The following is a 17,143-nucleotide window of genomic DNA, read 5'->3' on the forward strand; positions in this document are numbered from 1 at the left end:
AGAGACTCCGAACACGACCACGTCCAGCTCCAGGAGGACGACACATGGCTAAGCCGCCTGTGCGCAAGCCGAAGAAGAAGGTCTGCGCGTTCTGCAAGGACAAGACCGCGCACCTGATCGACTACAAGGACACCGCGCTGCTCCGGAAGTTCATTTCCGACCGCGGCAAGATCCGCGCCCGCCGGGTGACCGGCAACTGCTCCCAGCACCAGCGGGACGTCGCCATCGCGGTGAAGAACTCGCGCGAGATGGCGCTGCTGCCCTACACCTCAACCGCTCGCTGACCCAGAGACCATTAGAGAGGAGTTGGCGATGAAGCTCATTCTCACCGCTGACGTGACCGGCCTCGGTGGTCCTGGTGACATCGTCGAGGTGAAGGACGGCTACGGCCGCAACTTCCTGCTGCCCCGCGGCCTGGCCATCCTGGCCACCAAGGGTGCGGAGAAGCAGGTGCAGACCATCCGCCGGGCCCAGGAGGGTCGCAAGATCCGCGACCTGGACCACGCCAAGGAGGTCAAGGCCAAGCTCGACGGCCTTGGCGCCGTGCAGCTGGCCGGCCGCGCCGCGGCCGGTGGCGGCAAGCTCTTCGGCTCGGTGACCACCGCGGACATCGTTGCCGCGATCAAGTCCGCCGGTGGCCCGGTGCTCGACAAGCGTTCCGTCGAGACCTCCGGCCACATCAAGACCACGGGCAAGCACACCATCGCGGTGCGCCTGCACCCGGAGGTCACCGCCAGCGTCAACCTCGTGGTTGCCGCGGGCTGAGCACGCTCTGCTTGACCACGAGCACAGGCACCGCCCGGACGGGGCTACTCCATACGGGCGGCGCCTGTGCTCGTTTGTCTCAGCGTCACAGCACAAATCTGGAGTTGTGACGCCCGGCCCGCGACACGCCGTCGGCGCGGTCACAGGCGACACGCCGAACCAGTTTCGGGTTAGTTTTTCCACATCGCGCACATAGGCTCTGACCAGCGCGCTTTGATTTTTCCTCGCAGGTTCTCCCCAAGTTGTCCACAGGGCACAGGGGCCCTGTGTCCAGTCGTGGACATCCATCCCCAGGCTGCCCACAAGTTGATCCACAGGCTGGTTTGCCTGCTCCGGACGGGGGACCTAGCGTCGCCACTGCGCGCCCTCGGTGACGAGAGGTCAGACCTCTTCTGTCAGGGGTCGCGAGCAGAATCCTGGTGGGTGTCGAGCTTGGTGGAGGTGCACGACCGTGGCCGTGGTGGACGACCGTGATTTCAGGGGCGGCGACTCCTCCGGTGGCTTCGATCGGCAACCCCCGCAGGACCTCGCGGCCGAACAGTCCGTGCTCGGCGGCATGCTGCTGTCCAAGGACGCCATCGCCGACGTGGTCGAGGTGGTCCGGCCCGGCGACTTCTACCGCCCGGCGCACCAGTCGGTCTACGAGTGCATCCTCGACCTCTACACCCGCGGCGAACCGGCCGACGCGATCACCGTCTCGGCCGAGCTGGAGCGCCGCGGCGAACTGCTGCGGGTCGGCGGCGCGCCGTACATGCACACCCTCATCGCCACCGTGCCCACCGCGGCCAACGCCGGCTACTACGCCGAGATCGTGGCGGAGAAGGCGGTGCTGCGGCGGCTGATCGAGGCCGGCACCAAGATCGTCCAGCTGGGCCACAACGGCGCCGAGGGCGCGGACGTGTCCGAGGTGGTGGACCGGGCACAGTCGGCCCTCTACGACGTCACCGAGCGGCGCACCACCGAGGACTACACGGCGCTGGAGGAACTGCTCCAGCCGACCATGGACGAGATCGACGCGATCGCCAGTCGCGGCGGCAGCGCGCTCGGCGTGCCCACCGGCTTCGTGGACCTCGACCAGCTGACCAACGGCCTGCACCCGGGTCAGATGATCATCGTCGCGGCCCGTCCCGGCGTCGGCAAGTCCACCCTCGGCCTGGACTTCGCCCGCTCCTGCTCGATCAAGCACGGCATGTCCAGCGTCATCTTCTCGCTGGAAATGAGCAAGACCGAGATCGTCATGCGCATGCTCTCGGCCGAGGCCCGGATCCGGCTGGCCGACATGCGTGGTGGCCGGATGACCGATGACGACTGGACCCGGCTGGCCAGGCGGATGAGCGAGATCAGCGAGGCTCCGCTGTTCATCGACGACTCGCCGAACATGACCATGATGGAGATCCGGGCCAAGGCCAGGCGGCTCAAGCAGCGGCACGACCTCAAGCTGATCGTGCTGGACTATATGCAGCTGATGACCTCGGGCAAGAAGGTCGAGTCCCGCCAGCAGGAGGTCTCGGAGTTCTCCCGGAACCTCAAGCTGCTGGCCAAGGAGCTGCAGGTGCCGCTGGTGGCGATGAGCCAGCTCAACCGTGGTCCGGAACAACGCACGGACAAGCGCCCGATGCTGTCCGACCTCCGTGAGTCCGGCTCGCTGGAGCAGGACGCGGACATGGTCATGCTGATCCACCGCCCGGACGCCTGGGAGCGCGACGACCCGCGGGCGGGCGAGGCCGACCTGATCATCGCCAAGCACCGGGCAGGCCCGACCGCCACCATCGTGGTCGCGCACCAGCTGCACTACAGCCGCTTCACCGACCTGGCCCAGGGCTGACCCCGGTCGGTACCGTGGGGTTGTGATGCGCGCAGGCGTCGTGGTCGCCGCCCAGCCAGGTGTGGAGGACCTCGCCGCGCAGGCCGAGGAGTTGGGCCTGCACAGCTTCTGGCTCAACGACACCCCGATGGTCCACGGCGACCCGTTCGTCGCACTGGCCCTGTGCGCGAAGGCCACCCGGCGCATCAAGCTCGGCATCGGCGTGACCTCCCCGGCACTGCGTTCGGCCCCGGCCGCGGCGAGCGGGTTCGCCAGTCTCAACGCCCTGGCGCCGGGCCGGATCATCTGCGGGGTCGGCACCGGGAACACCGCGCGGCGCACCCTGGGCCTGCCGCCGACCTCGGCGACCGCGCTGGAGAAGTTCACCGCCGCGTTGCAGGACCTGTGCGCGGGCGGCTCGACCGCACACCGCGAGGGCGACCGGGTTCGCGACATCCGGTTCCTGCACGCAGGGGCGCAGGTGAACACCACAGACCCGATCGAGTTCGTAGTGGCCGCGCTCGGACCGAAGGCCGCCGCCGTGGCCGGCCGCCGGGGCGCCGGGCTCATCTCCTTCGGCCTGCTGGACCCCGCCGCCTGGCAGGCACTGCACCAGGTCCGCCGCCAGGCCGCCCCCGGCACACCCCACGACCCCGACTCCTACCTGGTCACCGCGCTGCACGTGCTCGCGGAGGGCGAGGACCCGCACGGCGACGCGGCCAGGGACGCGACCGGCCACCTCGTCCTGTCGCTGCTGGCCTACGCCGCCGACACGGCCGCGGACACCCCCGCCTTCGCCGACCAACTCGGCGCCGCGGAACGCGATGCGGTGCGAGGACTGCTGGACCGGCGTGGCACCACCGCCACCGCACCGGACCGGCACACCAGGCTCTACCCGAACTACCTCGGCCGCATCGCACCCGGAGACCGGGATCTGGTCCTGCCCGCGCTGATGAACACCCTCGCCCTGGTCGGCACCCGCGCGGAACTCCGCACCCGCATCGCCGCCCTGGCCAAGGCCGGCATCGACGAACTCCTCATCCAGCCGGTGGTGGACCCACCCGCGGAGCTGGCCCAGCTCGCCGAACTCCTCGGCTGACCGCCTTATTCAAGCTCTGTTGAATATGGCGAGCGAGGTTCCGCCCCAGGTCACAGACCTACGCTCCGAGTCATGGGTAGATCAAGACAGTGGGGAACCAGGGGCGCCATCGCGCTCGCGGTGACCACCTGCCTGCTGGCCGGACCGGCGCAACCGGCGCTGGCCGACCCGCGGCAGCCGGTGCCGGTGCACGAGGGACAGCTCACCGATGTGCTGTTCGGGGCGGCGGTGCGGGTCAAGGACCCGGGGGTCGAGTACGACAAGCGGGTGGTGCTGACCGCCGAGCTGATGGACTGGCGGGCCAGCCACCCGGACGCGGCCGCAGGCGAGGTGGCCGCGCATGTGGACGGGGTGGAGCAGGTGGTCACCGCCGGGTTCTCCGGGGTGGACGCGCGCCGCTCCACCGCCGAGGTGCTCGGCAGGCTGATCCAGCTGGTGCACGGCGCGCCGGGGGTGGACGCCGGCGGGCCGCAGCTCGGCCAGCTGCTCGCCGCGCTGGCGGTGCGGGACCTGGCGCCGGAGGTGCAGGCGCTGGAGGTGCAGGCGCTGGAGGTGACCCGGCGGTTGTCCGGGGCGCAGCAGCTGTTCGCGGTGGACGCTGGCCGACCTCAAGCAGGTGGCCAAGCTCAAGGACCTGGTCGACGTCGACAAGCTGGTGGCCGCGGCCAGGCTGGGCGCCAAGGAGCTGATGACCGAGGTCTCCACCCAGTTCATCGGGCTGCGGACCAAGCTGAACGAGGCCAACGGCAAGCCGACCGAACTGGGCGGCACGCTGGAGGAGCTGTTGCGCAAGGCCGGGGTGGCCGACCGGCCGAACTCCGGCGCGAGCGAGGCCGAGATCGCCAGTGCCTTCGAGCTGGACAAGAAGCGCCGGGACACCATTGAGGCGGTCAAGGGTGCGCTCGACGTGGTGGTCGGGCTGGTCGGCATGGCGGACAAGAAGGTCGCCCAGTACCTGGCCACCTTCGTCTCGGCCGCCTACCAGGTGGCCACCGCGATCAGCTCGCTGCTCACCGCCGCCGCCACCCTGGCCACCAGCACCGCCATCGGCAGCACGCTGGGCGCCTTCGGCACGATCGCGGGCGCGGCGGTGGGCCGTCGGTCGAGGAGAACCTGGCCAAGATGGTGCTCCAGGAGATCCACGCCGGCTTCAAGCAGACCAACGACAACCTGAAGCTGATCAGCGACCGGATGAACGAGCGGTTCGACCGCATCGACAACGCGCTCAACACCAGCTACCGGGAGATGATGCGCGGCTTCGGCACCGTGGTGGACCTGCTGCGACAGCAGAGCGACAAGCTGGAGACCATCCACGACCAGCTGCTCGTGCTGGCCTCGAAGTCCCAGCAGTTCAACCAGCAGTTCAACCAGCGGCTGTCCGAGATCGCCGGCGAGCCGATCGCACCGACGGAGAAGCCGGTGGCGAACGCGGACCTGTGGGCCGAGGCGGCGCGGGCGTACACGCTGACCGCGCTGCAGAACCCCGGGTACGCCAAGAAAGAGATCGGCCCCGGTCAGCTCAGCGCCAACGCGCGGGCCATCGCCGAGCAGGGGCGCGGCATCCTGGCCACGGCCCAGGAGTTCAGCAGGCCGAGGCCGGGCGCCGGTCCGGCGACCAACAACCTGTTCGCGCCGAACTGGCAGGACGTCGACGTCGACCGGATGAGCTGGACCGCGGGCGACGGCACCCGGTACCTGCACAACGTGCCCGAGTAGACCACCCGGTGCCAGGGCGGCGGCCAGGGCACCTCGGCGCGGTTCATCGCCACCGGCCGGGACCTGCCCAAGACGCTGACCGCCGGCATGTACCTGGACTGGGAGAAGTTCAGGTACACGCACTCCTGCTGGACCCAGCCGGTGCTGGAACCCTTCACCAACAAGCACACCGGCACCTCCAAGCGCCGGGTGTGTGAGGTCGACCCGGAGACGCACGCCAGGGGCGAGGTCGTGCTGTGCGGCTGGGAGCGGGACGAGGTGGTCGACCTGCGGACCCCGGACAACTGCGCCCGGCCGCATCACGTGGAGAGCTACGTGCCCGCGACCACCTTCACCCCGGTGACGGTGTGGCGGACCGAGGGCGCCGGGGAGCGGCGGGCCAACTACCTCGAGGTGGTCGCGACCAAGCTCAACCGCACCGAGCTGCCCAAGGCGCTGGAACTGCAGGACAATCTGCGGCTGCTGCGTGCCTACACCGAGATCGGGTTCCCGCGCGCGGTGCGCTCGGACGACTCGCTGCGCTCGATGCTGTTCGGCCCGGCCGGGCTCCCGATGGATCCCGGTCACCTGGCCGCTGCCTGGCAGGCGGGTCAGGCGGTGCTGGACGGCGAGCACTGCGACGCCGCCGGCACCGGGCTGGCCACCCTGGACCCGCTGGCGATCTGCGTGGCGCAGACCGCGAAGCGGCGGGCAGGCCTGCTGGCCCAGCGGATCGAGGTCCAGTCCGCCGCGCTGCGGGCCAAACCGGGCACCGAGACGCTGCCGATGGTCGAGGAGGCACTGCGCAATCTCGACCTGAACAGCACCTACGCCCGCAACTTCAGGCCGGGCGCAGGATGATCTCGTCCACGTTGACGTGGGCGGGCTGCTCAACCGCGTAGAGCACGGCGTGGGCAACGTCGTGCGGGGTCAGTTTGGGTTCGGTGGCGCGTTCCGGCGGGATACCGCCGGTGTCGACCAGGCCGGGCTGGAGCAGGCTGACCCGCACGCCGCTGCCCACGCACTCGGCGCGGATGTTCTGCGCCAGGCCGGTGACCGCCCACTTGGTGGCCGAGTACAGGTTGCCCGGCCGGATGCCGCGACCGGCCGCGGAGCCGGTGAGCACCAGATGTCCGTTGGCGCGTTGCAGTTCCGGCAGGGCGGCCTTGGCGGTGAGCGCGGCGCCGTAGACATTGGTCAGCACCATGTCCCGCCACTGCTCCGGCGGGGCGCCCGCCTCGGTGCGGAAGCTGGTGGACACGCTGTACCCGGCGTTGGCGAAGACCACGTCCAGCCGCCCGAACCGATCCACGGTCCGCGCCACCAGGTCCCGCACCTGCGGCCACTGTGCGACATCGCAGGGCACGGCGAGCCCGTCCAGTTCGGCGGCGAGTGCCTCCAGCGGCCCGGCCGAGCGCGCGGCGAGCACCACCCGGAAGCCCCGCTGTGCGGCGAGCCGGGCGGTGGCCGCGCCAATGCCGCCGGAGGCGCCGGTGACGATCATGACCTGCTGCATGCGCCGATCCTGTCAGCAGTGCGGGCGGCTCAGCTGATCCGCCGCGCCTCCGCCGCGGTCACCGGCTCGCCGACGGCGATCCCGTGCAGCACCTGGGCGAGCACCTCCGCGCCGCGCACCACCCGCGGTCCCGGCCGGTTGAAGTAGGCAGGGCCGTCCAGCACCCACACCTGGCCCGCACCCACGTGTGTCCACTGTGGATTGTGGGTGAGCAGGGGCAGTTCGGCCATGGTGCGCTCGGGCGGGAATCCGCACGGCAGCAGGACAAGCACGTCCGGGCGGGCGGCGATCAGGCTGTCCCAGGTCATCGCGCCGGTGTGCTCGCCGACCATGGCCAGCAGCGGCAGGCCACCGGCGACGCTGATCTGCTCGGGCACCCAGTGCCCGGCAGGCCACAGCGGATCCAGCCATTCGATCGCGGCCACCCGGGGCCTGCGCCGCCCGGCCACCGCGGCGCGCACCGCGTCCAGCCGCCGGGTCAGCTCGGCCACCTTGGCCTCGGCCAGCGCACCGGCGCCGAGTTCCGCGCCGAGGAGGCGGATACAGCCGAGCACCTCGGCCAGGGTGCGGGGTTCCAGGCTGAGCACCCTGGTGTCGGTGTCCAGCACACGCAGTTCGGCGGCGACCCGGCGGTAGGACAGCGCGCACACGTCGCAGAGGTCCTGGGTGAGCACCAGATCTGGGGCCAGTTCGGCGAAGCGGGCGGTGTCCAGGCCGTAGAGCGAGGAGCCCTGGTGCTGCCCGCCGACCGCGGCGGAGATCTCCCGGCTGGTCATCCGGTCCTGATCGATCGTGCTGGTGGTGACCACCGGCACCGCGGCGATCTCGGCTGGCCAGTCGCATTCGTGGGTGCGGCCGACCAGCTCGGGGGCCTTGCCGAGCACGGCGAGGATGTCGGTGGCGGCGGGCAGCAGGGACACGATCCGCATGACACAAAGGTAGGCCCGGGACGCTGGCTGCGTCCCGGGCCTACCCGAGTTGTGTTACCGGTCTACGGCCTCCCTGCACCCACTAATGGAAGAGGCCCTGGACCGTGGATCAGATACCCGGGGTGGGCAGCTTCGGCATGGCCGGAACGCCGACCTTGGGCAGAGCCGGCAGGGTGGGCAGCAGGCCGCCCACGCCCGGCAGGTCAGCCTGGCGACCGGCGCCGGGGACCGCGGGCACACCCGGGAGGGTGGGCAGCGCGACCTTCGGCAGGGTCGGCATGGCGGGGATCAGACCGCCGTCGAGCAGGCTCGGCAGGCCGAACTTGCCACCGGAGACACCCAGCGGTCCGTTGACCGGAGCCGCGGTGCGGCCCTTGGCGCCGGAGAACCCGAAGGGCACGTCCGTCACCGAGGGCAGGTTCTTGCCCAGCTCCATGTCGGTCACCGGGATCTGCAGCTCGGCGGGGGCGCCACCGACCTCCATGTTGGTGGCCTCAGAAGCGTTGGTCATCGCGTCGCCGACGACCTCCACCGGCACGTCGTAGACCTGCGCGACGGCGCCGATCGGGGCGAAGGCGTTGAAGCCGGAGAGGCTGCCGCCCTCGGCACCCGAGGTGCTGCCCGGACCGCCGACGGTGCTGTCGACCTGGGAGTCGGCCAGCGAGTCGGTCACGGCCAGCGCGGACACGGCGTCGCCGAACGGCTGAGCGGCCGCACCGACGGGCACGTTCACGATGGAACCGGCGATCGAGCCGCCGTCACCGGCGGTGGCCAGCTCGCCACCGGACTCGGTCTCCACCACGGAGGCGGACACGGCGTCGGCGGTGCCCGCACCCGAGGCGGCGAGGCCGTTGGCCTCGACGACCGGGCTCAGCGGCGCGGTGACGATGTCGCCACCGAGGAAGCTGCTGACACCGTCGGTCACGGTGGTGCCGCCGGCCTCGGAGGCGATGCTGTTGTCGGCCACACCGGAGGTGGTGCCGATCAGGTTCACCGAGTCGCCCGCGACCTGGATGGCGCTGGCCACCGGCACGTTCGCCACGGTCCCGGTCCCGGTGCCCTTGACCCCGCTGGTCTCGGTGTCGCCACCGGCCTCGGAGGTCACCGCGTTGGACGCGGAGCCGTCGGCCAGCAGCATCAGGCCAGCGGCGTCACCGGCCACGTTGGTGGGCACGGCCACCGGCGCGGTCGCGACCAGGCCGGCCAGGCCGCCCAGGTCACCGGCGGTGGTGTTGTCGCCACCGGCCACCACGTCGGTGGTGTTCTCCGCCGCACCGCTGGAGTTGACGATCCAGCCACCGGCGATGCCCTCGGCCTGCACCGGTCCGGCCACCGCGGGGGTGACCAGGTTGCCGGTCAGCACGCCGTGCGAGCCCTCGGAGGTCGAGTCGCCACCGGCCACGGAGGACACGGTGTTCTCCGACTCGGCCTCGGACACGACGATCCAGCCACCGGAGAGGCCCTGGCCCTGGACGGGCATTGCCACCGGGGTCTGCACGACGTTGCCGGAGAGGCCACCGTCGGTGCCGTTGCCGGTCACGTCCCCACCGGAGACGACGTCGGCGGTGTACTCGCTCCACGACTCACCGCGGACGATCCAGCCGAGCGTGCTGCCGGTCACGGCCACCGGGCCGGAGACCGGGGTGGACACGGCGTTGCCGCTGCCCAGCGCGTCGTCGTCGGTCGCGGTGTTGTCGCCGCCGGCCTCGTTGTCCGTGTTGCTGGTGGACTGCGCGGTGCCGTTGACGATCCAGCCGCCGGTCACGCCCTCGACGTTGACCGGAGCGGCCACCGGCACCTGGACGCCGTCACCGGCGACCAGCGAGTCGTTGCCGCGGGTGCCGATCATGCCACCGGCGTCGGTGGTCGTGTCGGTGTTGGTGGCGGCGTCGGCGTTGGCGATCCAGCCACCGGCCACACCCGAGACCTCGGCGGGCAGGGTCAGCGGCGCGGAGCCGATGACGCCGGCGACCATGCCGTTGTCGCCGTTGGTGAAGGCGTCCCCACCGGCAACGGACTCGGTCACCTGGGTGTGCTGCGAGTCCGTGTTGGACACCCAGCCACCGGAGTTGCCCAGCACCTGGACGGGCTCGGCGATCGCGGCGTCGACGATGTTGCCACCGCCGGTGCTCTCGTCACCGTTGGTCATCAGCAGGCCGCCGGTCTGCGCGGTGCTGGTGGACTCGGAGACCGAGTCGGCCAGGCCGCCCCAGGCGAGGGCGTTGCCGGCGACCGTGACCGGGCCGGAGACGTTCGGGGTGATCAGGTTGCCACCGATGCCGCTGTCGTAGCCGGAGGTGACGCTGTCCCCACCCGCGATGGCGTCCGCGGTGGTGGAGCCGGTCGCGTTGGAGTTGCCGACCGGGAAGACCACGAGGGCGTTGTTGTTGCCCTCGACCGGCAGCGCGATCTGGCCGTGGCCGATGTTGCCGCCGAGGGTCGAGCCCTCGCCGTCGGAGTCCACGTTGCCACCAGCGTCGGCGGCGATGGAGGACTCGTTGCTGGTGTCGGCGACACCCGCGGCACCGGAGATGGCGTTGCCGGTCAGCTGGACCGGGGTGGCCAGCGGCACGACGACGGCGTTACCGGAGAGCGAGGAGTCCTTGCCCGAGGTCTCGACGTCGCCGCCGGACTGGGCCTCCACCAGGGAAACGCTGGTCGCCTCGGCGTGGCCCGCCGCGGCAACCGCGTTGCCCGAGATCAGGACCGGGGACACCGCGTCGACGTCGACCACGTTGCCCGCGATGCTGCCGCTGTCGCCGTTGGTGACGACGACCTCGGGCTTGCTGTAGCTGTACTCGCTGACGTTCTCGACGTCCGCGTCGCCGGTGGCGGCGATCGCGTTGCCCTCGATGATGACCGGGACAACCGCGTCAGCGTGGATCTGGTTCGCCCGCAGCAGGTCGGCTTCGCCCAGCTTGGGAGCGTCGTCGGCCTTGCTGGTGGCCTTCCCCTTGCCGCCGAGCTGGGGCAGCTTCACCGACTTGCCGGCCTCGGTGGCAGCGCCACCGAAGGGCAGGTTCGGGATGATCTTGCGGGTGTCGACGGTCAGCGCTTCGTTGTGCAGCGGGGGGAGGTCGACCTCACCCAGCGCGGTGCCAACGGCGTTGTTGTCGATGTGCAGCGGGACCGTGACCGACGCGCCCAGGGGAGTGGACTGCGTGTCGGGGTTCTCGCCGGCGCTGGCGACGCCAGTACCGAGGGCGAGCAGCCCACCGGTGACGAGTACGGTCTTCAGACCGCGCTTCGCCCAGATGTGCATTGTGGATCTCCTTTTGTTGTTCCCCCTGGCGGGAGGGGGAATGGGGTCGGATGGCCGGACGTGAATTCACGTCGGGGCAATCGGCCACCCGGGTCTATGGGGATATTTCAGGCACGCCGAATAAAATCGACGTGCACCGGAATGGCGCGATTTCTGCGACCTGCGAGAACGGCGAGCGGAGCGCCGAGAGAAAAGCCCCGGCAGCACGCCGACCTCAGGACAGAGGTCGCTTACCGCGCCGGGGTGGTCAGTCGGGGGTGGTGCCGGGCGCCTTGGCCTGCCCGGCGAGCACGCAGTCGGCCGCGGCGGAGTCCGCCAGCAGGCCACGCGTGGTGTCCATCAGGGAGTGCATCGGCAGATAGCCGCCGAGCGCGACCAGGGCCGCGTCGGTTCCGTCGTGTCCGCACGAGCAGGAACCGGGGTTGCTGGTCGGCACCGGCATCGGCAACGGGACCAGCGGGAGGAGTGGAAGGCCAGGCTGGACGGGCTGCGGCTGTTGCCGGGGCGCGTCCTCGACCTGGCCTGGCTGCTGCACCGGCGCCGTGCTCGGCGCAGGCGGAACGGGATGGCGATCAGGCTGACTCGCCACTGGGGCCGTCGCCGCCTGCTCCACACGGGATTCGGCGTCGGCGACGGGGGCGCCCTCGTAGTAGGCGGCGTCCCTGGCGTACATCCGGGCGGAGGGCCCGGAGCCGGTGTTGGCGACCGCCTCGGTCACCTCGCTGAGCACCGGGGCCTGCTCGAACAGCTTGGCCACGTTGTGCACGGCGTCTTCGATGGGGCCATCGACCTTGACCTGCCGCGCGGGCTGGCTGATCACCGAGGTTGCCTCGCTGATCGCCCTGCGAACGCCCTCGTCAGCGGCAGTGCGGACCTCGCCGACCAGGCCGGCGGCCTGGTCAGTGGAGGCGGCGAGAGCCTGCGTGACGCTCTGCACCGGGTCGGCCATCGGCTCGACCGGGACCAGGTCCGCGGCGTTGGCCGAACCAGCCGCGATCAGCCAGCCGATCAGCGTGCCGCCGGAGACCACGAGCGCCCGGGACAGCAGCCGACGCACTCGGCCACCCCCCGCGACATTCTGGTCCGTACCCGGCACGTGCACGCCTCCGTCTGGAGAATCTTGAGCTGGACAACGCAGAACATGTCAGATCAAGAACCCCGTCCGCAAACTCTGCGGCCGAATACCCACTATCGAGTTAATTGGCTAAAGCTGATTTAGTTTCGCTTCAACACACGGGTCGCGCCGGCCGCCGCGGTGGAGGCGAGAATCCAGCCGACCGCGGTGAGCACCACGGCTATCCACTGCGAGGCGCCGGTGATCCGCCACATGTTGTCCTGGCCGAGGGTCACGATCGGCAGCAACATGTCCGCGGCCAGCAGCCAGGGGTTCCACACCGGGTTCTGGTCGGAGTCCAGGCGCTCGATCGGATATTGGTGCGGACCGGGGGTGGCGCTGTACATCTCGTTGAACCAGATGCCACCAGCCGCCCAGAACACCAGCAGCCACAGCAGCGCCAGCCAGGGCCGGTAGCCGTAGCCGACGGTGACCTCCTGCAGCAGGCCCCACAGCCGCCCGGCCACGCCCAGCTCGGTGTAGCGGTGCCGCTGCTTCTCCAGCAGCACGCGTTCCGCGCGTTCCTCGTGCCCGCCGTCCCGGTAGACGTTGGCCAGCTGCTCGTAGGGTCCCGGCGCGTAGTCCGGGGCCACCGTGCGCAGCCAGGTCAGCCGGGTGCGCACGTCGACGTCCGGGTCCGCGGCGATGCCCTGATAGGAGAAGTCCTCCAGGTCGAGCCCGCCGGTGGCCTGCCACAGCAGCTCCCCGTCGGTGACCGTGACGACCTTGGCCCGGCTCAGGATCACCCGGCCCAGCGGCCTGCGGCCGAAGCGCACCACGAGCTGCTGCGCGGTCAGGCCGTAGGCGTTGAGCGCGATGCCGTCATCGCCGCCGCCCAGTTCGGAGCCGGTGAAGGTGACCATCTTGCCCACCTCGACCAGCCGGATCCGCACCCCGCCCTCGGCCACCATGCCCCAGCTGCAGAGCAGGTCCTTGCCGATGGTGGCGACCCTGGCGTCCAGCGAGGGCTTGATGGTGCCGTCGTTGCGGCGGCGCGGGTCGACCAGCTTGGCGCCGGAGCAGTCCAGGGTGGAGCCGATGGCGGCGTTCTGCAGCCGGACCGAGCCGCGGGCGGCCAGATCACGCAGGAACAGGGTGCCGCCGACGCGCAGCCGGTCGGCGAAGAGCACGTCGATGCCGGGTCCGTGCAGGGTCACCCCGGACAGGCTGGCGCTGCCGTGCACGTGCGCGTCGACCAGCCGGACCTGCCCGAAGGCGCGCATGCCGCCCTGCCGCTCGAACCGGCCGTCGGGCAGCCGGACCGCCTTGCCCCTGGCCTCCAGGTCGCCGCGCACCTCGATGCCGTCGGCGAACAGGGCCACCGGGAACCGCTGCACCGGCTGCTTCTCGTGCTCCTCCTCCAGTTCGGCCAGCGCGGCCTCCGGACCGAGGGTGGCGCCGACCATGCGCAGGTAGCCGCCGATGCTGGCGTTGGGCAGCCGCACCGAACCGGCCGAGGTGAAGCCGTCGTCGAGCTGCACGTTGCCGTCCACCGTGATCCGGTCGGCGACCAGCGAGGCGGCGTCGTGCGCCTGGCCGTGCGGCACGATCGGCATCGGCGAGTCGGCGGAGTCCTCGGCCTGCAGCCGGGCGCCGGAGAACACCGCGTCGCCGCCGATCCGGGCGCCGGAGAGCACCACCCGGCCGCTGGCGGTGAACCGGCCGCCGTCGCCGTCGCAGAACAGATTGCCGGAGACGACCAGTCCCGAGCCCTCCAGCGCGTCCGCGCCGGGGTTGCTCAGGTGCGCGCCGCCCAGGTGCACGTTGCCGCTGACCGTGGCCCCGCGCAGGCGCACCTCGCCGGTGGCCCGCAGCGAGGTGGCCTGCAGTGAACCGCTGATCCGCAGCCGGGCGCCGAGCAGCGCGTGGTCCTGCGGGCTGCGCAGCACCGCGCCAGCCAGCCGCAGGGTGCCGCGCACGGTGGCGTCGGTGAGGTCGACGCAGCCGGTGGCGGTGAACCCGGCCTCCAGCACCAGGTCGCTGTCGATCTGCAGGTTGCGGCCCTTGAGGCCGGGCAGCCGGCAGCCGGGCAGGCGCAGCCCGATCAGCCGGGCCATCCGCAGATCGGGCGCGGTGTCAAAGGTGCACCTGGTCAGTTCGATCAGGGTGCGCAGGTCCAGCGCCTCCAGGTCGAGGCGGCCGGTGATGCTCGCCCCGGTCAGCCGCAGCGCGGGCACCCCGGCGGGCCGCAGCCGGTAGAGGCCGGTGAGCAGCCCGGCCAGCAGGCTGGCCCGCACCCGGGTGTCCACACCGTCTGCCAGCGGCAGGACCAGCTGACGACCGACCGCGAAGGCGCGGCAGACCGCGCGCTCGACCTCGGTGAAATCCGAGGGCTTGGGATACGGGTCCATTGCTGTCGATCTCACCCGCACGGGGCCGGATGGGCAATAGACCGGAGGACGGCCCGCGCGTTTGCCCCATGACGACTCGGTCACGGCTACCGTGATCGGGGTGAGCAGCCGCAGGCAGGAGCAGCCGAGCAAGGTCCGGCGCGAGGTTGTCGAGCAGGTCCCCTACGGACTCCGGGTGGGAGCGGCGCTGTCCTGGCGCTTCCTCACCCTCTGCGGCGCGTTGGCCGTACTGGTGTTCCTGGTCGGCTACTTCGCCAGCCTGGTGATCCCGGTGGGCATCGCGCTGCTGCTGGCCGCGCTGATGGCGCCCGCGGTGAAGCACCTGGTGGCCTGGAAGGTGCCGGGCTGGGCGGCCACCACGATCGTCCTGGTCGGCGGGCTGCTGCTGGTGGTCGGCGTGCTGGTCTCGGTGGTCGCGGCCTTCGTCAACGGCGTGCCAGAGCTGCAGGCCAAGGTCGTGGTCGGTATCGACCAGATCAAGGACTGGCTGGTGCACGGGCCGCTGCAGCTGACCCCGCAGGACCTGGACCAGTACGTTGGCCGGTTCGTGGAGATGCTCAAGAGCAACATCTCCACCATCGCCACCAACGCGGTGAACACCACGGTGACCACCGCGGTCGGCGTCGGCGAACTGCTCACCGGCTTCCTGCTGCTGTTGTTCACCCTGATCTTCTTCCTGCACGACGGCAGCAACATCTGGAGCTTCCTCACCAGGGGCGTGCCGATCCGGGCCCGCAAGCGGGTGGACGTGGCGGGCCGCCGCGGCTTCGCCTCGCTGGTCAGCTACGTGCGGGCGACCGTGGTGGTGGCCATCGTGGACGCGGTGGGCATCGGCATCGGCCTGGCCATCGTGGGCGTGCCACTGGCGGTGCCACTGGCCGCGCTGGTCTTCCTGGCCGCGTTCGTGCCGATCATCGGTTCGCTGATCGCCGGTTCGGTCGCGGTGCTGGTGGCCCTGGTGGCCAACGGCCCGATCGAGGCGCTGATCGTGCTGATCATCGTGATCGCGGTGATGCAGCTGGAAAGCCACGTCCTGCAGCCCCTGCTGCTGGGCAAGGCGGTCTCCCTGCACCCGCTCGCGGTGATCCTGGTGATCATGGGTGGCCTGTCCCTCGCCGGGATCCCCGGCGCGCTGCTGGGTGTGCCGGTGCTGGCGGTGCTGAACTCGGCGATCCGCTCACTGGTCAACGAGGACGATCCGGATCCGGAGCTGGTGGACCCGACCAACCGGGCCGACGCGGTGGTCGGCGGCAAGGGCGAGGAGCCCGCCTAGGCCACCGTGACCAGGTTGCGGCCGGAACTCTTCGCGGCCAGCAGCGCGGAGTCGGCGGCCACCATCAGGTCCGGCAGCACGTAGCCGTAGCGCGGCGAGGTGGCCACGCCGATGCTCACGGTCAGCCCGGACAGCTCGTGGTCGCGGCCGTCGGTGGCGGTGGTGGGCACCCGCAGCTGGGCCACGCCTGCCCGTACCCGTTGCGCGGTCTGTTCCGCCTCGCCGGGGGTGGTGTCGGGCAGCAGCACCACGAACTCCTCGCCGCCGAAGCGACCGACCAGTTCGCCGTGCCGGACGCTGCCCAGCAGCAGCCTGCCCACCGCGGCCAGCGCCGCGTCACCGGCCAGGTGACCGACTCGGTCGTTGACCCGTTTGAAGTGGTCCAGGTCGAGCAGCAGCAGGGCGGCGGCGGACTTGCGGTTGCGGGCCCGGTCCAGGGCGTCGCGGGCCAGCCGGTCCCAGTGCATCGAGTTGGCCAGGCCGGTCTTGGCGTCCCGCTGGGCCGAGCGTTGCCACTGTGGCAACTGGGCCGCGCTCTCCAGCAGCAGCAACGGCGGCGCGGCCAGCAGCACCCGGAGTGGGTCGTCGGTCATCGCCATCGCCATCAGGCCGCCGAGGCAGACCGCGACCACGCCGACGGTGACGTCGAGCATCTGCCCGACCACCTGTTCCGGCCGGGCCGCCGGATTGCGCAGCCGCAGGCCGATGGCCACGATCAGCGCCCGCACCACCAGCAGGGTTGCGCCCGCGGCGACCATCGCGAACAGGTCGGTGCGTGGTTCGGACCAGCCGATGACGGTGCGCGCGGCCATGGTGGCCAGCACGGTGGCCGAGGTGGTGAAGAACCAGTGGTGCGGCCGGTGCCGGGGACTGAGCGCGCCGTGCAGCGCGGGCCCCAGCATCAGCACCACCAGCAGGTTGCCCGGCAGCGCGAACACCCCGGCGAGCAGGTAGGACACGTGCACGGCCCAGGGGCTGCGCTGCGGTTCCACCCGCAACGCGCCGACCACGCTGGTGCCGATTACCACCAACGCGGCGGTCAGCACCAGCACGATGAACCTGGGTAGATCCTCCGTGCGCGGGGCATGCCCCAGCACGGTGAGCAGAACCGCGGCGGACACTGCGAAACCGTCGATCACCAGCCAGTACACCAGCGCCGGTCCACGCAGTGTCCACAGTGGCCAGTCACGCAAGACGGCCTCCCCCATGGTGCGGACACCAGAAACCCGTGGCGATGCGTAGCCGGCCCCCTGCCGACCGTCACCCCCGCTCAAGGGTGGCACAGATACCGGCTTGGGACTGCGTCCAAGCGGGGGGATTGGTATGCGCTTGGTG

General features: G+C 71.0%; 15 protein-coding genes. 8 read left to right on the forward strand and 7 right to left on the reverse strand.

Features of this window, described 5'->3' with window-relative positions:
• Positions 1-44 precede the first annotated feature (44 nt).
• From rpsR to HNR67_RS05180, 4 genes are all read left to right on the forward strand, one after another.
• Positions 45-284 carry a 30S ribosomal protein S18 gene (rpsR, locus tag HNR67_RS05165; RefSeq protein ID WP_086781836.1) on the forward strand — a complete coding sequence of 80 codons (240 nt, stop codon included), beginning with the start codon at positions 45-47 and terminating at the stop codon, positions 282-284.
• A gap of 28 nt (positions 285-312) precedes the next feature.
• On the forward strand, positions 313-765 hold the full coding sequence (gene rplI / locus HNR67_RS05170; RefSeq protein WP_185000971.1) for a 50S ribosomal protein L9: 453 nt from the start codon (positions 313-315) through the stop codon (positions 763-765).
• A gap of 451 nt (positions 766-1,216) precedes the next feature.
• Positions 1,217-2,590 (forward strand): replicative DNA helicase, encoded by a 1,374-nt coding sequence (gene dnaB, locus HNR67_RS05175; RefSeq protein ID WP_185000972.1) that lies wholly within the window; start codon positions 1,217-1,219, stop codon positions 2,588-2,590.
• A 25-nt stretch (positions 2,591-2,615) separates the two neighbouring features.
• A complete protein-coding gene (locus HNR67_RS05180; protein ID WP_185000973.1) occupies positions 2,616-3,668 on the forward strand; it encodes an LLM class flavin-dependent oxidoreductase in 1,053 nt (350 codons plus the stop codon).
• Between the two features lie 81 nt (positions 3,669-3,749).
• Here HNR67_RS05180 and HNR67_RS05185 read toward each other — a convergent pair whose 3' ends face one another.
• Positions 3,750-4,292, reverse strand: coding sequence for a hypothetical protein (locus tag HNR67_RS05185; RefSeq protein ID WP_185000974.1), 543 nt, complete (start codon positions 4,290-4,292; stop codon positions 3,750-3,752).
• Here HNR67_RS05185 and HNR67_RS05190 point away from each other — a divergent pair.
• The 3 genes from HNR67_RS05190 (at position 4,285) to HNR67_RS05200 (ending at position 6,224) form a co-directional block, all read left to right on the forward strand.
• Positions 4,285-4,842 carry a hypothetical protein gene (locus HNR67_RS05190; protein WP_185000975.1) on the forward strand — a complete coding sequence of 186 codons (558 nt, stop codon included), beginning with the start codon at positions 4,285-4,287 and terminating at the stop codon, positions 4,840-4,842. The two genes, HNR67_RS05185 and HNR67_RS05190, sit on opposite strands and share 8 nt — an antisense overlap.
• Positions 4,791-5,384, forward strand: a complete 594-nt coding sequence (locus HNR67_RS05195) for a hypothetical protein (protein ID WP_185000976.1) — start codon at positions 4,791-4,793, stop codon at positions 5,382-5,384. Before HNR67_RS05190 ends, HNR67_RS05195 begins: the two co-directional genes overlap by 52 nt.
• A gap of 87 nt (positions 5,385-5,471) precedes the next feature.
• Entirely contained in the window at positions 5,472-6,224 is a 753-nt protein-coding gene (locus HNR67_RS05200; protein WP_185000977.1) for a hypothetical protein, read from the forward strand.
• Here HNR67_RS05200 and HNR67_RS05205 read toward each other — a convergent pair.
• The 5 genes from HNR67_RS05205 to HNR67_RS05225 all read right to left on the reverse strand — a co-directional run bounded on the left by HNR67_RS05205 (position 6,205) and on the right by HNR67_RS05225 (position 14,535).
• Positions 6,205-6,879 carry an SDR family oxidoreductase gene (locus HNR67_RS05205; RefSeq protein ID WP_185000978.1) on the reverse strand — a complete coding sequence of 225 codons (675 nt, stop codon included), beginning with the start codon at positions 6,877-6,879 and terminating at the stop codon, positions 6,205-6,207. The genes HNR67_RS05200 and HNR67_RS05205 overlap by 20 nt on opposite strands.
• 29 nt (positions 6,880-6,908) lie before the next feature.
• Positions 6,909-7,808 (reverse strand): cobalamin-binding protein, encoded by a 900-nt coding sequence (locus HNR67_RS05210; RefSeq protein ID WP_185000979.1) that lies wholly within the window; start codon positions 7,806-7,808, stop codon positions 6,909-6,911.
• 109 nt (positions 7,809-7,917) lie between these two features.
• Complete coding sequence (locus HNR67_RS05215; protein WP_185000980.1) at positions 7,918-11,070, reverse strand: beta strand repeat-containing protein; 3,153 nt, start codon at positions 11,068-11,070, stop codon at positions 7,918-7,920.
• Between the two features lie 247 nt (positions 11,071-11,317).
• Positions 11,318-12,127 (reverse strand): hypothetical protein, encoded by an 810-nt coding sequence (locus HNR67_RS05220; protein WP_185000981.1) that lies wholly within the window; start codon positions 12,125-12,127, stop codon positions 11,318-11,320.
• Positions 12,128-12,285: 158 nt separating this feature from the next.
• Positions 12,286-14,535: a translocation/assembly module TamB domain-containing protein gene (locus tag HNR67_RS05225; protein WP_185000982.1), complete on the reverse strand. Its 2,250-nt coding sequence runs from the start codon at positions 14,533-14,535 to the stop codon at positions 12,286-12,288.
• 100 nt (positions 14,536-14,635) lie between these two features.
• On the opposite strand from HNR67_RS05225, the gene HNR67_RS05230 reads away from it, so the two are divergent.
• Entirely contained in the window at positions 14,636-15,808 is a 1,173-nt protein-coding gene (locus HNR67_RS05230; RefSeq protein ID WP_312986478.1) for an AI-2E family transporter, read from the forward strand.
• Here the strand turns inward: HNR67_RS05230 and HNR67_RS05235 are convergent.
• Positions 15,805-17,001 (reverse strand): sensor domain-containing diguanylate cyclase, encoded by a 1,197-nt coding sequence (locus HNR67_RS05235; RefSeq protein ID WP_185000983.1) that lies wholly within the window; start codon positions 16,999-17,001, stop codon positions 15,805-15,807. The genes HNR67_RS05230 and HNR67_RS05235 overlap by 4 nt on opposite strands.
• Positions 17,002-17,143: the final 142 nt, after the last annotated feature.

Origin of the sequence: Crossiella cryophila (genome assembly GCF_014204915.1) — a bacterium.
Classification (GTDB): Bacteria; Actinomycetota; Actinomycetes; order Mycobacteriales; family Pseudonocardiaceae; genus Crossiella; species Crossiella cryophila.

What these genes read in the sequence shown, in the direction of transcription:
- HNR67_RS05195 (WP_185000976.1), top strand. Translation starts at nt 4,791, where the DNA reads ATGGTGCTCCAGGAGATCCACGCCGGCTTCAAGCAGACCAACGACAAC.
- HNR67_RS05225 (WP_185000982.1), bottom strand. Translation starts at nt 14,535, where the DNA reads ATGGACCCGTATCCCAAGCCCTCGGATTTCACCGAGGTCGAGCGCGCG.
- HNR67_RS05210 (WP_185000979.1), bottom strand. Translation starts at nt 7,808, where the DNA reads ATGCGGATCGTGTCCCTGCTGCCCGCCGCCACCGACATCCTCGCCGTG.
- HNR67_RS05180 (WP_185000973.1), top strand. Translation starts at nt 2,616, where the DNA reads ATGCGCGCAGGCGTCGTGGTCGCCGCCCAGCCAGGTGTGGAGGACCTC.
- rplI (WP_185000971.1), top strand. Translation starts at nt 313, where the DNA reads ATGAAGCTCATTCTCACCGCTGACGTGACCGGCCTCGGTGGTCCTGGT.
- HNR67_RS05200 (WP_185000977.1), top strand. Translation starts at nt 5,472, where the DNA reads ATGTACCTGGACTGGGAGAAGTTCAGGTACACGCACTCCTGCTGGACC.
- HNR67_RS05215 (WP_185000980.1), bottom strand. Translation starts at nt 11,070, where the DNA reads ATGCACATCTGGGCGAAGCGCGGTCTGAAGACCGTACTCGTCACCGGT.
- rpsR (WP_086781836.1), top strand. Translation starts at nt 45, where the DNA reads ATGGCTAAGCCGCCTGTGCGCAAGCCGAAGAAGAAGGTCTGCGCGTTC.
- HNR67_RS05205 (WP_185000978.1), bottom strand. Translation starts at nt 6,879, where the DNA reads ATGCAGCAGGTCATGATCGTCACCGGCGCCTCCGGCGGCATTGGCGCG.